Annotated in this window: 12 protein-coding genes; 10 read left to right on the top strand and 2 right to left on the bottom strand. The window is 71.1% G+C overall.

The window, feature by feature from the left end; genetic code table 11:
* Positions 1 to 138 precede the first annotated feature (138 nt).
* A complete protein-coding gene (locus tag OHB09_RS05665; RefSeq protein WP_191891794.1) occupies positions 139 to 2664 on the top strand; it encodes a RelA/SpoT family protein in 2526 nt (841 codons plus the stop codon).
* Positions 2665 to 2748: 84 nt separating this feature from the next.
* Here OHB09_RS05665 and OHB09_RS05660 read toward each other — a convergent pair whose 3' ends face one another.
* Positions 2749 to 3978, bottom strand: coding sequence for a DUF349 domain-containing protein (locus OHB09_RS05660; protein WP_006141610.1), 1230 nt, complete (start codon positions 3976 to 3978; stop codon positions 2749 to 2751).
* Between the two features lie 135 nt (positions 3979 to 4113).
* A complete protein-coding gene (locus tag OHB09_RS05655; RefSeq protein WP_328919148.1) occupies positions 4114 to 4935 on the bottom strand; it encodes a peptidylprolyl isomerase in 822 nt (273 codons plus the stop codon).
* A gap of 222 nt (positions 4936 to 5157) precedes the next feature.
* Here OHB09_RS05655 and OHB09_RS05650 point away from each other — a divergent pair, with 222 nt between their 5' ends.
* The 9 genes from OHB09_RS05650 (at position 5158) to ruvX (ending at position 14784) form a co-directional block, all read left to right on the top strand.
* Positions 5158 to 5874, top strand: coding sequence for an MBL fold metallo-hydrolase (locus OHB09_RS05650; protein WP_328921680.1), 717 nt, complete (start codon positions 5158 to 5160; stop codon positions 5872 to 5874).
* A gap of 13 nt (positions 5875 to 5887) precedes the next feature.
* Positions 5888 to 7150: a histidine--tRNA ligase gene (gene hisS / locus OHB09_RS05645; RefSeq protein WP_093592649.1), complete on the top strand. Its 1263-nt coding sequence runs from the start codon at positions 5888 to 5890 to the stop codon at positions 7148 to 7150.
* Between the two features lie 237 nt (positions 7151 to 7387).
* Positions 7388 to 8053, top strand: coding sequence for a vitamin K epoxide reductase family protein (locus OHB09_RS05640; RefSeq protein WP_006141605.1), 666 nt, complete (start codon positions 7388 to 7390; stop codon positions 8051 to 8053).
* 88 nt (positions 8054 to 8141) lie between these two features.
* Positions 8142 to 9503 carry a replication-associated recombination protein A gene (locus OHB09_RS05635; RefSeq protein ID WP_006141603.1) on the top strand — a complete coding sequence of 454 codons (1362 nt, stop codon included), beginning with the start codon at positions 8142 to 8144 and terminating at the stop codon, positions 9501 to 9503.
* 459 nt (positions 9504 to 9962) lie between these two features.
* The gene (rpsD, locus tag OHB09_RS05630; RefSeq protein WP_006141602.1) at positions 9963 to 10577 is read left to right on the top strand and encodes a 30S ribosomal protein S4; all 615 of its coding nucleotides are present in this window, start codon (positions 9963 to 9965) and stop codon (positions 10575 to 10577) included.
* A 239-nt stretch (positions 10578 to 10816) separates the two neighbouring features.
* Complete coding sequence (locus tag OHB09_RS05625; protein ID WP_006141601.1) at positions 10817 to 11284, top strand: DUF948 domain-containing protein; 468 nt, start codon at positions 10817 to 10819, stop codon at positions 11282 to 11284.
* Positions 11285 to 11291: 7 nt separating this feature from the next.
* Positions 11292 to 11648, top strand: a complete 357-nt coding sequence (locus OHB09_RS05620; RefSeq protein ID WP_006141600.1) for a hypothetical protein — start codon at positions 11292 to 11294, stop codon at positions 11646 to 11648.
* On the top strand, positions 11648 to 14320 hold the full coding sequence (alaS, locus tag OHB09_RS05615; RefSeq protein ID WP_167795550.1) for an alanine--tRNA ligase: 2673 nt from the start codon (positions 11648 to 11650) through the stop codon (positions 14318 to 14320). Before OHB09_RS05620 ends, alaS begins: the two co-directional genes overlap by 1 nt.
* Complete coding sequence (gene ruvX / locus OHB09_RS05610; protein ID WP_006141598.1) at positions 14320 to 14784, top strand: Holliday junction resolvase RuvX; 465 nt, start codon at positions 14320 to 14322, stop codon at positions 14782 to 14784. The genes alaS and ruvX overlap by 1 nt, the downstream gene beginning before the upstream one ends.
* Positions 14785 to 14837: the final 53 nt, after the last annotated feature.

The raw sequence follows: 14837 nt of genomic DNA, 5'->3' as shown, positions 1-14837 counted from the left end.
GGAATCCGGCGCCCGCCCCGTGTGTTTCGCTGGTAGCGTCCCGTCTCCGCCGCCTGACCGGGAGCCCACGGCCCGGGATCGCTACCATGGGGTCTCCGGAGCCTGCCGGGGGACCCGGATCGCGCACGAGGAGTCCTCTTGCCAGACGAGGCCCAGCCACTGACCGCCGCCAAGCCCGGGGCGACCCCCAAGCCCGCGGCCACTCCCGCGTCGGACGCCAAGAACGACCCCCGCGGGCCGGTGGAGCACGGCCCGGCGCCGGTCGACAAGCCCGCGTCCCAGACGCGTCCCAAGCCGGCTCCCCCCGAGCACCCCACCGCCCCGGCGGCCCGCGCCAACACCGGCCAGACCGCGCGCTCCGGCTCCTCCAACCGCGTCCGCGCCCGTCTCGCCCGCCTCGGTGTCCAGCGCTCCAACCCGTACAACCCGGTCCTGGAGCCGCTGCTGCGGATAGTGCGCGGCAACGACCCCAAGATCGAGACGTCCACGCTCCGCCAGATCGAGAAGGCCTACCAGGTCGCCGAGCGCTGGCACCGCGGCCAGAAGCGCAAGAGCGGCGACCCGTACATCACGCACCCCCTCGCGGTGACCACCATCCTCGCCGAGCTCGGCATGGACCCGGCCACGCTCATGGCCGGGCTGCTGCACGACACCGTCGAGGACACCGAGTACGGCCTGGAGGACCTGCGCCGCGACTTCGGCGACGTCGTCGCCCTGCTCGTCGACGGCGTCACCAAGCTGGACCGGGTCAAGTTCGGCGAGGCCGCCCAGGCCGAGACCGTGCGCAAGATGGTCGTCGCCATGGCCAAGGACCCCCGCGTCCTGGTCATCAAGCTCGCCGACCGCCTGCACAACATGCGCACCATGCGCTACCTCAAGCGCGAGAAGCAGGAGAAGAAGGCCCGCGAGACCCTCGAGATCTACGCGCCGCTGGCCCACCGGCTGGGCATGAACACCATCAAGTGGGAGCTGGAGGACCTCGCCTTCGCGATCCTCTACCCCAAGATGTACGACGAGATCGTGCGCCTGGTCGCCGAGCGCGCCCCCAAGCGGGACGAGTACCTCGCGATAGTGACCGACGAGGTCCAGCAGGACCTGCGCGCCGCCCGTATCAAGGCCACCGTCACCGGCCGGCCCAAGCACTACTACAGCGTCTACCAGAAGATGATCGTCCGCGGCCGGGACTTCGCGGAGATCTACGACCTGGTGGGCATCCGCGTCCTGGTGGACACGGTCCGCGACTGCTACGCGGCCCTGGGCACCGTCCACGCCCGCTGGAACCCGGTTCCGGGGCGGTTCAAGGACTACATCGCGATGCCCAAGTTCAACATGTACCAGTCGCTGCACACGACGGTCATCGGGCCCAACGGCAAGCCGGTCGAGCTCCAGATCCGCACCTTCGACATGCACCGCCGCGCCGAGTACGGCATCGCCGCGCACTGGAAGTACAAGCAGGAGGCCGTCGCCGGCGCCTCCAAGGTCCGCACCGACGCCCCCAAGGCGGGCGGGAAGTCCGGCAAGGAAGCGGCCGCCATCAACGACATGGCGTGGCTGCGGCAGCTCCTGGACTGGCAGAAGGAGACCGAGGACCCCAGCGAGTTCCTGGAGTCGCTGCGCTTCGACCTCTCCCGCAACGAGGTCTTCGTCTTCACCCCCAAGGGCGACGTCATCGCGCTGCCGGCCGGATCGACCCCGGTCGACTTCTCCTACGCCGTCCACACCGAGGTCGGCCACCGCACCATAGGAGCACGCGTCAACGGCCGCCTGGTGCCGCTGGAGTCCACCCTGGACAACGGCGACCTGGTGGAGGTCTTCACCTCCAAGGCGCCCGGAGCGGGCCCCTCGCGCGACTGGCTCGGCTTCGTCAAGTCGCCCCGCGCCCGCAACAAGATCCGCGCCTGGTTCTCCAAGGAGCGCCGCGACGAGGCGATCGAGCAGGGCAAGGACGCGATCGTCCGCGCGATGCGCAAGCAGAACCTGCCCATCCAGCGCATCCTCACCGGCGACTCCCTCGTCACCCTGGCGCACGAGATGCGCTACTCGGACATCTCCGCGCTGTACGCGGCGATCGGCGAGGGCCACGTCTCCGCGCAGAACATCGTGCAGAAGCTCGTGCAGTCCCTCGGCGGCGAGGAGGCCGCGACCGAGGAGATCGACGAGAGCGTCCCGCCCTCCCGCGGCCGCCGCAAGCGGCGCTCCAGCGCCGATCCGGGCGTCGTCGTCAAGGGCGTCGAGGACGTCTGGGTCAAGCTGGCCCGCTGCTGCACCCCGGTGCCGGGCGACCCGATCATCGGCTTCGTCACCCGCGGCAGCGGCGTCTCGGTGCACCGCAGCGACTGCGTCAACGTCGACTCGCTCTCGCGCGAGCCCGAACGGATCCTCGAGGTCGAGTGGGCGCCGACGCAGTCCTCGGTCTTCCTGGTCGCCATCCAGGTCGAGGCCCTGGACCGCTCCCGCCTGCTGTCGGACGTGACCCGGGTCCTCTCGGACCAGCACGTCAACATCCTCTCGGCCGCCGTCCAGACCTCCCGCGACCGGGTCGCCACCTCCCGCTTCACCTTCGAGATGGGCGACCCCAAGCACCTGGGCCACGTCCTGAAGGCGGTACGGGGCGTGGAGGGCGTCTACGACGTCTACCGCGTGACCTCCGCACGCCGGCCCTGAGCATCCCCGACGCGGGCCCCGCACACGCAACCGCCCCCGGTGCACCAGGCACCGGGGGCGGACACGGTCATCGCCGCGGGCGGCTCAGCCGCCGAACTCCTGCAGCCCCTTCAGGGCCTGGTCCAGCAGCGCCTGGCGTCCCTCGAGCTCACGCTCCAGCTTGTCTGCCTTCGCGTTGTTGCCCTGCGCCCTGGCCTGCTCGATCTGCCCCTTCAGCTTGTCCACGGCGGCCTGGAGCTGACCCGTCAGCCCCTCCGCCCGCGCCCGCGCCTCGGGGTTGGTGCGGCGCCACTCGGCCTCCTCGGCCTCCTGCAGCGCCCGGTCGACCGTGTGCATCCGTCCTTCGACCCGGGGCCGGGCGTCCCTCGGCACATGGCCGATGGCCTCCCAGCGCTCGTTGATGGACCGGAACGCCGCCCGCGCCGCCTTGAGGTCGCCGATCGGCAGCAGCCTCTCCGCCTCCTCGGCCAGCTCCTCCTTGAGCTTGAGGTTCTCGGCCTGCTCGGCGTCCCGCTCGGCGAAGACCGAGCCGCGGGCGGCGAAGAAGACGTCCTGCGCCCCGCGGAAACGGTTCCACAGGTCGTCCTCGTGCTCGCGCTGGGCGCGGCCCGCTGCCTTCCACTCCGTCATGAGCTCGCGGTAGCGCGCGGCCGTCGGACCCCAGTCGGTCGAACCCGACAGCGCCTCGGCCTCCGAGACCAGCCGCTCCTTGATCCTGCGGGCGTCCTCGCGCTGCGCGTCCAGGTGCGCGAAGTGCGCCTTGCGGCGCTTGGAGAACGCCGAACGGGCGTGCGAGAAGCGGTGCCACAGCTCGTCGTCCGACTTGCGGTCCAGCCGCGGCAGCCCCTTCCAGGTGTCCACCAGCGCCCGCAGCCGCTCACCGGCCGAGCGCCACTGCTCGGACCCGGCCAGCTCCTCGGCCTCGGCGACCAGCGCCTCCTTGGCGTGCCGCGCCTCGTCGGACTGCTTCGCCCGCTGCGCCTTGCGCTCCTCGCGGCGCGACTCGACGGTCGCGACCAGCTTGTCCAGCCGGTCGCGGAGGGCCTGCAGATCGCCGACCGCGTGGTGCGCGTCCACCTGCTCCCGCAGGTGGCCGATCGCGGCCTGGGCGTCCTTCGCGGACAGGTCGGTCGTCCGCACCCGCCGTTCGAGGAGGCCGATCTCGACAACCAGGCCCTCGTACTTGCGCTCGAAATAGGCCAGCGCCTCCTCGGGGGAGCCGGCCTGCCAGGAACCGACGACCTGCTCGCCCTCGGCCGTACGCACGTACACGGTCCCCGTCTCGTCGACGCGGCCCCACGGGTCGCTGCTCACAGCGCCTCCTCCACATGATGCGCGCGGGGGAGCGGTACACCCCCGGGCATCGTCCACAGTTTCGTCACGGCCAATCTAGGCGACCGGCGGGGCGGCTGTCCGCATCCCGCACGACCGAAATTACGCAGTTGACGGTCAGGATTTCGTCACGGTGGCCTTGTCGATCACCACGGTCGCGTTCGGGGCGCCGTCGCCCGCGCCCGTGTTCTCACCCGCATCGGCGATCTTCTTCAGCACCTTCATGCCGGAGGCGGAAACCGTGCCGAACGGGGTGTAACTGGGCGGCAGCGGGCTGTCCTTGTAGACCAGGAAGAACTGGCTGCCGCCGGTGTGCTTCTGGCCGGTGTTCGCCATCGCGACCGTGCCCGCCGGGTAGGTCTTCTTCTTGAGGACCTTGTCCTTCAGGTTCTCGTCCGGAATCGTGTAGCCCGGACCGCCGCTGCCGCTGCCCGTCGGGTCGCCGCACTGCAGCACGTAGATGCTGTTGGTGGTGAGCCGGTGGCACTTGGTGTGGTCGAAGTACCCCTTGCCCGCCAGGAAGTCGAAGGAGTTCACCGTGTGCGGGGCGGCCGCCGCCTTCAGCGCGATGTCTATGTCACCGCACGTTGTGTCCAGCTTCATGGTGTAGTCCGCCGACTTGTCGATGGTGACCGCCGGCTCCTTCTTCCAGTTCAGCGGCTTGACCTTGCCCTTGGCGGGCTTCTCGCAGGGGTCCGGCGCCTTGGTGGTGGGGGAGGCGCTCGGCGTCACCTCCGCGCCCGCGTTCTCCTTCTTGTCGTCGTCCTTCATGACACCGGTCGTGTACAGCGCCACACTGCCGATGATCACGACGCCCAGCACCGAGGCGATCACGGAGTTGCGCACCTTCGCGCGGCGGCGCGCCTCGGTGCGCCGCTGCTGCTGCCGCAAGAACTTCTCCCGGGCGAGCTGGCGCCGCCGCTGTTCCTGGCTGACCACGGTGTTGTCTCCTCAAGCGTCTGGGACGAAGCGTCTCGTGCGTCGACCGGTCCGGCTGCGTGATGTGGCCGACCGTCTGCGTGTAGCCCCGTACCGTATATGGGTTCGCTGAGGAAACGGCAGCGCCGGTAGGCTCTGACCGGTGCCCGCCCGTCCGAGTACGACGTCCATGTCCGGCCGTACGACGACAAGAGCGGGCAGAAGACGACACGAAGGACGAACGTGCTCATTGCCGGATTTCCCGCCGGTGCCTGGGGGACGAACTGCTACCTCGTGGCCCCCGCCGCCGGTGAGGAGTGCGTGATCATCGACCCGGGCCACGAGGCCGCCCAGGGAGTCGAGGACGCGCTGCGCAAGCATCGGCTCAAGCCCGTCGCCGTCGTCCTCACCCACGGCCACATCGACCACGTGGCCTCGGTCGTGCCCGTCTGCGGCGCCCACGACGTACCGGCGTGGATCCACCCGGAGGACCGCTACATGATGGGCGACCCCGAGAAGGCGCTCGGCCGTTCCATCGGCGCGCAGCTCATGGGCGAGCTGACCGTGGGCGAACCCGAGGACGTGAGGGAACTGGCCGACGGGGCCGCGCTGCCCCTGGCGGGCCTGGAGTTCTCCGTCGCCCACGCGCCCGGCCATACCAAGGGGTCGGTGACCTTCGGGCTGCCCGAGGCGGCGGACGTCCCGCCGATCCTCTTCTCGGGCGACCTGCTGTTCGCCGGCTCCGTGGGACGCACCGACCTGCCCGGCGGTGACACGGAAGAGCTGCTCGCGTCGCTGGCCCGCGTGTGCCTGCCGCTCGAGGACCCGACCGTGGTGCTGTCCGGGCACGGTCCCCAGACGACCATCGGCCAGGAGCGCACCACCAACCCGTATCTGCGGCAGGTGGCCGCGGGCGGCCGCGAGAGCGGCACGTCCGGCGCTCCCCGACGAGGAATGTGACGAGAAACCCTCCGTGAGCACTTTCAAGGCCCCCAAGGGCACGTACGACCTGCTGCCGCCCGACTCCGCCACCTTCCTGGCGGTGCGCGAGGCGATCGCCCGGCCGCTGCGCAATTCCGGCTACGGCTACATCGAGACGCCCGGCTTCGAGAGCGTCGACCTCTTCGCCCGCGGCGTCGGCGAGTCCACCGACATCGTGACCAAGGAGATGTACGCCTTCGAGACCAAGGGCGGCGACCGGCTCGCCCTGCGCCCCGAGGGCACCGCCTCCGTGCTGCGCGCCGCCCTGGAGGCCAACCTCCACAAGGCGGGCAACCTCCCGGTCAAGCTCTGGTACTCGGGCTCCTACTACCGCTACGAGCGCCCCCAGAAGGGCCGCTACCGCCACTTCTCCCAGGTCGGCGCCGAGGCGATCGGCGCGGAGGACCCGGCGCTCGACGCCGAGTTGATCATCCTCGCCGACCAGGCGTACCGCTCGCTGGGTCTGCGCGGCTTCCGCATCCTGCTCAACAGCCTCGGGGACAAGGAGTGCCGGCCGGTCTACCGCGCCGCCCTCCAGGACTTCCTGCGCGGCCTCGACCTCGACGAGGAGACCCTGCGCCGCGCGGAGATCAACCCGCTGCGCGTCCTCGACGACAAGCGCCCCGACGTCCAGAAGCAGCTCACCGACGCCCCGATCCTGCGCGACTACCTGTGCGACGCGTGCAAGGCGTACCACGAGGAGGTCCGCGAGCTGCTCCGCGCGGCCGGCGTCGCCTTCGAGGACGACCCGCGGCTCGTGCGCGGCCTGGACTACTACACCCGGACGACCTTCGAGTTCGTCCACGACGGCCTGGGCTCCCAGTCCGCGGTGGGCGGCGGCGGCCGCTACGACGGGCTCTCCGAGATGATCGGCGGCCCCGCGCTGCCCTCGGTCGGCTGGGCGCTGGGCGTGGACCGCACGGTCCTCGCACTGGAGGCGGAGGGCATCGAACTGCCGCTGCCGTCGGTCACCAGCGTCTACGCGGTGCCGCTCGGCGAGGAGGCACGGCGGGTGCTGTTCGCGAAGGTGACCGAGCTGCGCAGGCTCGGCATCGCGACGGACTTCGCCTACGGCGGCAAGGGGCTCAAGGGCGCGATGAAGAACGCGAACCGCAGCGGTGCGCGGTACGCGATCGTCGCCGGCGAGCGGGATCTCGCCGAGGGCGTCGTCCAGCTCAAGGACATGGAGTCCGGCGAGCAGGCCCCGGTGGGCCTCAACGAGATCGTCGCCGAGCTGGAGACCCGCCTGGGCTGAGGCGCCAGGGGCGCCCCGCCTCCCGCACGGGGGAGCGGGGCGTCGGCGCCGTCGGGGAAACGAACGCCCGCCCCCGCGTTCGCTCACCCGTGCCCCCGCGCCGTCCTTCGATGGCGTGAACCCGGCACCTCGTACCCCCCGGCCGCCCCTCCTTATTCGCAGCCAACGGTGAACAGGCCCTTCCGTGCGGCACAATGACCCTGCCCGCCCAGCCACCTCAACGACGGAATCGGCGTGATGAGCAAGACGACAGTCAGGGACGTCTCCACAGAAGCGACCGACCCGGAGCCCCAGCGCGGCGACGCGCCCCGCCCCGTCGGCGCCGGCCGCGCCTTCTCCGTGATGCTGGTGATCACCGGCGCCCTCGGCCTGCTCGCCTCCTGGGTCATCACCCTGGACAAGATCAAGATTGCCGAGGCCAAGGCCGAGGGCAGGACGTTCACCCCGAACTGCAGCATCAACCCGATCGTCTCCTGCGGCAGCGTGATGGAGAGCAAGCAGGCCGCCGTCTTCGGGTTCCCCAACCCGTTCCTCGGCCTCGTCTGCTACGGCATCGTCATCTGCGTCGGCGTCACCCTGCTCACCCGCGTCCGCTTCCCCCGCTGGTACTGGCTCACCTTCAACTTCGGCACGCTGTTCGGCGTGGGCTTCTGCACCTGGCTGCAGTTCCAGACGCTCTACGAGATCAACGCCCTGTGCCTGTGGTGCTCCCTGGCCTGGGTGATCACGATCACCATGTTCTGGTACGTGACCTCGCACAACGTGCGCAACGACTTCCTTCCCGCCCCCCGCCCGGTGAAGAACTTCCTGAGCGAGTTCACCTGGGTCCTGCCGGTCACCCACGTGGGCATCATCGCCATGCTGGTGTTCACCCGCTGGGGCAGCCAGCTCTGGGCCTCCTGAGCCCGTGGCCCTTCCCGGGCCGGCCCCGGTGTGGGCGCTCCCGACGGCCGGCCGCGGTTTGTCAGTGGCGTGACTTAGGGTTTTCTCCGTGGAACCCGACCTGTTCACCGCCGCCGCCGAGGCCCGTCAGGAGAAGGACCCGGCCGCCAGCCCCCTGGCCGTCCGGATGCGCCCGCGCAGCCTCGACGAGGTCATGGGCCAGCAGCACCTGCTCAAGCCCGGCTCCCCGTTGCGCCGGCTGGTCGGCGAGGGCACCTCCGCGGGCAGCCCGGCCGGCCCCTCCTCGGTGATCCTCTGGGGCCCGCCCGGCACCGGCAAGACCACCCTGGCGTACGTCGTCTCCAAGGCCACCAACAAGCGGTTCGTGGAGCTCTCCGCGATCACCGCCGGCGTCAAGGAGGTCCGCGCGGTCATCGACGGCGCCCGCCGCGCCACCGGCGGCTACGGCACGGAGACCGTGCTCTTCCTCGACGAGATCCACCGCTTCAGCAAGGCCCAGCAGGACTCCCTGCTGCCCGCCGTCGAGAACCGCTGGGTCACCCTGATCGCCGCGACCACCGAGAACCCCTATTTCTCGGTCATCTCCCCGCTGCTCTCCCGCTCCCTCCTGCTCACCCTCGAACCCCTCACCGACGAGGATCTGCGCGGGCTGCTCCACCGGGCACTGGCCGACGAGCGCGGCCTGAAGGGCGCCGTCACCCTGCCCGAGGAGACCGAGGCGCACCTGCTGCGGATCGCGGGCGGCGACGCCCGGCGGGCGCTGACGGCCCTGGAGGCGGCCGCCGGCGCCGCGCTGGACAAGGGCGAGCCCGAGATCGGCCTGACCACCCTGGAGGAGACGGTCGACCGGGCCGCGGTGAAGTACGACCGTTCCGGCGACCAGCACTACGACGTGGCCAGCGCCCTCATCAAGTCCATCCGCGGCTCCGACGTGGACGCCGCGCTGCACTACCTGGCCCGCATGATCGAGGCCGGGGAGGACCCCCGGTTCATCGCCCGCCGGCTGATGATCTCCGCCAGCGAGGACATCGGCCTCGCCGACCCGACGGCCCTGCCCACCGCCGTCGCCGCAGCCCAGGCCGTCGCGATGATCGGCTTCCCGGAGGCCGCGCTCACCCTCAGCCACGCCACCATCGCCCTCGCGCTCGCCCCCAAGTCCAACGCCGCGACGACCGCGATAGGCGCCGCCCTGGAGGACGTCCGCAAGGGCCTCGCCGGCCCCGTCCCCGCCCATCTGCGCGACGGGCACTACAAGGGCGCCGCCAAGCTCGGCCACGCCCAGGGCTACGTCTACCCGCACGACCTGCCCGAGGGCATCGCCGCCCAGCAGTACGCCCCGGACGCACTGAAGGACCGCGCCTACTACCAACCGACCCGGCACGGCGGGGAGGCCCGGTACGCGGACGCCGTGGAGTGGACCCGCAAGCACCTCGGCCGCAAGCAGCCGTAGCGACGGCGAGCAGCCGTGGCCCCGCGGCGACACGGACGCCGGGGCGCCGGGGCGGCGGTACCGGCGCCGGGCCCCGGGCGGCTCCGTGCCGCGGCCGCCCCGGTCGAGAGCAGTGCCCGCCGCCCTGTAGACTCGCCCGAAGTGCTGCGTCCCGTGTCGGCCCCGGTCGACGCCACCAGAGCGGGACACCCAGCCGGAACCTCCTCGCCCCGCGGCGGGAGGATCCAGGAGCGTCGCGCACCGTCGAAGGTGTCGCGGGCAGCCCACCACCACCCCCGAGGTCCCCACGGACCCCGGGGCCCCGGTCGGTGGGCCACTCGCGTGCTGCACGTATGTGCCCAGATCAGGGGAGCGGCTGCCCGGCAGGCCCGGTTCACCGGACCCGGCGGGTTTCCCCGGCTGCGGATGCGACCTCCCGTAACCCTGGTGAAGCCGTAAGCGAAGAGAAGAGAAGAAGAAGTGGCGAACCAGTCCCGCCCCAAGGTCAAGAAGTCGCGTGCCCTCGGCATCGCGCTGACCCCGAAGGCCGTCAAGTACTTCGAGGCCCGCCCCTACCCGCCGGGTGAGCACGGCCGCGGCCGCAAGCAGAACTCGGACTACAAGGTCCGTCTGCTCGAGAAGCAGCGTCTGCGCGCGCAGTACGACGTGTCCGAGCGCCAGCTCGTCCGCGCCTACGAGCGTGCCGCCAAGACGCAGGGCAAGACCGGTGAGGCCCTGGTCATCGAGCTCGAGCGCCGTCTCGACGCGCTGGTCCTGCGTTCGGGCATCGCCCGCACGATCTACCAGGCCCGGCAGATGGTCGTCCACGGCCACATCGAGGTCAACGGCCACAAGGTCGACAAGCCGTCCTTCCGCGTGAAGCCGGACGACGTCGTCATGGTCCGTGAGCGCAGCCGTGAGAAGACCCTCTTCTCCATCGCCCGCGAGGGCGGCTTCGCCCCCGAGGGCGAGACCCCGCGCTACCTCCAGGTGAACCTCAAGGCCCTGGCGTTCCGCCTGGACCGCGAGCCGAACCGCAAGGAGATCCCGGTGATCTGCGACGAGCAGCTCGTCGTCGAGTACTACGCCCGCTGATCACCCCTCAGCGGACGCGGCGCACACCGTGTGCCCGGGCCCGTCGCCCCGCCCTCGTGGCCGGGGCGGCGGGCTCCGGCGTTTGCGGGCGCCGGCGCCGGTAATGCGGTACGGACCGGCACCCCGGGCGCGATAGGCTCGGGGGTACTGCTCGTCGCCGGGTCCGGCGCGTTTCGACACGACCGACGGGTTCAGTGGACTCGACGGTCAGACACGTTTCAGGGAGCGGGTGCGCACAGGTGTCCGGTGGAGAGGTGGCCGGGATCCTGGTGGCCGTGTTCTGGGCGATCCTGGTCTCCTTCCTCGCCGTGGCACTGGCGAGGCTGGCCCAGACGCTCCGGGCGACCACCAAACTCGTCGCGGACGTGACCGAACAGGCCGTCCCGCTGCTCAACGACGCCTCCGCGGCGGTCCGCTCGGCCCAGACCCAGATCGACCGGGTCGACGCCATCGCGAGCGACGTCCAGGAAGTCACGTCCAACGCCTCGGCGCTGTCCACGACCGTCGCCTCCACCTTCGGCGGCCCCCTGGTCAAGGTCGCCGCGTTCGGCTACGGCGTGCGCCGCGCCCTCACCGGCCGCCGCGAGGACCGGCCGTCCGCCGAGCCCCGGCGCGAGGTGATCGTCGGGCGCACCGTCCCGTCGGCCCGCCGGGTCAGGCGCGCCCAGCGGGCCGCCGACCGCGCCCACCGCGAAAAGGGGAACTGACCCAGCCATGTTCCGCCGTACGTTCTGGTTCGGCACCGGCGTCGCCGCAGGCGTCTGGGCCACCACCAAGGTCAACCGCAAGCTGAGGCGGCTCACCCCGGAGAGCCTCGCCGCCACCGCGGCCGACAAGGCCCTGGAGGCCGGCCACCGGATCAAGCACCGGGCCGTCGGCTTCGCGCTCGACGTCCGCGACAACATGGCCCGCCGGGAGGCGGAGCTGGGCGACGCGCTGGGCATCAACGCCCCCGTCCCCGAGCACGAACTCCCCGCGCCCCGGCGGTACGCCGCCATCGAGAACCACGACACACCGCGGTACGTCGAGAGGCCGACGTACCACTCGTACAACCGGAATGAGGACCACTGATGGAGTCGGCCGAGATCCGCCGCCGCTGGCTGAGCTTCTTCGAGGAGCGCGGGCACACCGTCGTCCCTTCGGCGTCGCTCATCGCGGACGACCCGACTCTGCTCCTCGTTCCCGCCGGCATGGTGCCCTTCAAGCCCTACTTCCTGGGCGAGGTCAAGCCGCCGTTCGACCGTGCCACCAGCGTCCAGAAGTGCGTGCGCACGCCGGACATCGAGGAGGTCGGCAAGACCACCCGGCACGGCACGTTCTTCCAGATGTGCGGCAACTTCTCCTTCGGCGACTACTTCAAGGAGGGCGCCGCCAAGCTCGCCTGGGAGCTGCTCACCACGCCCCAGGACAAGGGCGGTTACGGCCTGGAGGCCGAGAAGCTCTGGATCACCGTCTACGAGGAGGACGACGAGGCCGAGCGCATCTGGCGCGACATCGTCGGCGTCCCCGCCGAGCGGATCCAGCGCCTGGGCAAGAAGGACAACTTCTGGTCCATGGGCGTCCCCGGCCCCTGCGGCCCCTGCTCCGAGATCAACTACGACCGCGGCCCCGAGTTCGGCGTCGAGGGCGGCCCCGCCGTCAACGACGAGCGGTACGTGGAGATCTGGAACCTCGTCTTCATGCAGTACGAGCGGGGCGAGGGCATCGGCAAGGAGGACTTCGAGATCCTCGGCGACCTGCCGAGCAAGAACATCGACACCGGTCTCGGTCTCGAACGGCTCGCCATGATCCTCCAGGGCGTGCAGAACCTGTACGAGATCGACACCTCCATGGCCGTCATCGGCAAGGCCACCGAGCTGACCGGTGTCGCCTACGGCGACGCCCACGACTCGGACGTCTCCCTGCGCGTGGTCACCGACCACATGCGCACCTCCGTGATGCTCATCGGCGACGGCGTCACCCCGGGCAACGAGGGCCGCGGCTACGTGCTGCGCCGCATCATGCGCCGCGCCATCCGCAACATGCGCCTCCTCGGCGCCACCGGTCCGGTCGTCAAGGACCTCGTCGAGACCGTGATCGCCACGATGGGACAGCAGTACCCGGAGCTGGTCACCGACCGCGAGCGCATCGAGAAGGTCGCCCTCGCCGAGGAGGCCCGCTTCCTCAAGACCCTCAACGCCGGCACCAACGTGCTCGACACCGCCGTCACCGAGACCAAGGCCGCCGGTTCCACCGTGCTCGCCGGCGACAAGGCGTTCCTGCTCCACGACACCTGGGGCTTCCCCATCGACCTCACCCTGGAGATGGCCGCCGAGCAGGGGCTGTCCGTGGACGAGGACGGCTTCCGCCGCCTGATGAAGGAACAGCGGGAGCGCGCCAAGGCCGACGCCCTGGCCAAGAAGACCGGTCACGCCGACCTCGGCGCCTACCGCGAGATCGCCGACAGTGCCGGCGCCACCGACTTCATCGGCTACACGGAGACCGAGGGCGAGTCCACCGTCGTCGGCATCCTCGTCGACGGCCTCTCCTCGCCGGCCGCCACCGAGGGCGACGAGGTCGAGATCGTCCTCGACCGCACCCCGTTCTACGCCGAGGGCGGCGGCCAGATCGGTGACACCGGCCGCATCCGGACCGACTCCGGTGCCGTCATCGAGATCCGCGACTGCCAGAAGCCGGTGCCGGGCGTCTACGTCCACAAGGGCGTCGTCCAGGTCGGCGAGGTGACCGTCGGCGCCAGGGCCCAGGCCTCGATCGACGACCGCCGCCGCAAGGCCATCGCCCGCGCCCACTCGGCCACCCACCTCACCCACCAGGCCCTGCGCGACGCCCTCGGCCCGACGGCCGCCCAGGCCGGTTCCGAGAACCAGCCCGGCCGCTTCCGCTTCGACTTCGGCTCCCCGGCCGCCGTTCCGACGGCCGTGATGACCGACGTCGAGCAGAAGATCAACGAGGTGCTCGCCCGCGACCTGGACGTCCGCGCCGACGTCATGGGCATCGACGAGGCCAAGAAGCAGGGCGCCATCGCCGAGTTCGGGGAGAAGTACGGCGAGCGCGTGCGCGTCGTGACCATCGGCGACTTCTCCAAGGAGCTGTGCGGCGGTACGCACGTCCACAACACCGCCCAGCTCGGCCTGGTCAAGCTGCTGGGCGAGTCGTCCATCGGTTCCGGCGTGCGCCGCATCGAGGCCCTGGTCGGCGTCGACGCCTACAGCTTCCTGGCCCGCGAGCACACGGTCGTCCACCAGCTCACCGAGCTGGTCAAGGGCCGCCCGGAGGAACTGCCGGAGAAGGTCGCCGGCATGCTCGCCCGGCTCAAGGACGCCGAGAAGGAGATCGAGAAGTTCCGCGCCGAGAAGGTGCTCCAGGCCGCCGGCGGCCTCGCCGAGTCCGCCAAGGACGTGCGCGGCCTCGCCCTGGTCACCGGGCAGGTCCCGGACGGCACCTCCGCCGACGACCTGCGCAAGCTGGTCCTCGACGTGCGCGGCCGCATCCAGGGCGGCCGGGCCGCCGTGGTCGCCCTGTTCGCCGTGAACAACGGCAGGCCGCTCACGGTCATCGCCACCAACGAGGCCGCCCGCGAGCGCGGTCTCAAGGCCGGTGACCTGGTGCGCACCGCCGCCAAGACGCTCGGTGGCGGCGGTGGCGGCAAGCCGGACGTCGCCCAGGGCGGTGGGCAGAACCCGGCCGCCGTCGGCGAGGCCGTGGACGCCGTCGAACGCCTCGTCGCCGAGACGGTCAAGTAGTGCGCCGGGGACGCCGCCTCGCGATCGACGTCGGGGACGCCCGGATCGGGGTCGCCTCCTGCGACCCCGACGGGATCCTCGCCACCCCGGTGGAGACGGTCCCGGGGCGGGACGTGCCCGCCGCCCACCGCAGGCTCAAACAGCTCGTCGAGGAGTACGAGCCGATCGAGGTCGTCGTCGGGCTGCCGCGTTCCCTCAAGGGGGGCGAGGGCCCGGCGGCCGTCAAGGTGCGCGGTTTCGCCCAGGAACTGGCGGGGCTGATCGCGCCCGTGCCGGTGCGCCTGCTCGACGAGCGGATGACGACCGTCACGGCGAGCCAGGGGCTGCGCGCCTCCGGCGTGAAGTCCAAGAAGGGGCGTTCCGTGATCGACCAGGCCGCCGCTGTGATCATCCTCCAGCAGGCCCTGGAATCCGAACGGGTGTCAGGTTCGTCTCCCGGCGAGGGCGTCGAAGTGGTCATCTGATCGCGATACGGTAACGTTCCGCGCCATGCGGATGGGGTTCGAACAGCCACCGC

It is taken from the genome of Streptomyces griseoaurantiacus, from assembly GCF_036189845.1.
GTDB lineage: Bacteria > Actinomycetota > Actinomycetes > Streptomycetales > Streptomycetaceae > Streptomyces > Streptomyces griseoaurantiacus.
The sequence above is the reverse complement of the archived record's forward strand: the minus strand, read 5'-3'. Positions and strand labels throughout refer to the sequence as shown.

What these genes read in the sequence shown, in the direction of transcription:
- OHB09_RS05620 (WP_006141600.1), top strand. Translation starts at nt 11,292, where the DNA reads ATGTTCCGCCGTACGTTCTGGTTCGGCACCGGCGTCGCCGCAGGCGTC.
- OHB09_RS05640 (WP_006141605.1), top strand. Translation starts at nt 7,388, where the DNA reads ATGAGCAAGACGACAGTCAGGGACGTCTCCACAGAAGCGACCGACCCG.
- alaS (WP_167795550.1), top strand. Translation starts at nt 11,648, where the DNA reads ATGGAGTCGGCCGAGATCCGCCGCCGCTGGCTGAGCTTCTTCGAGGAG.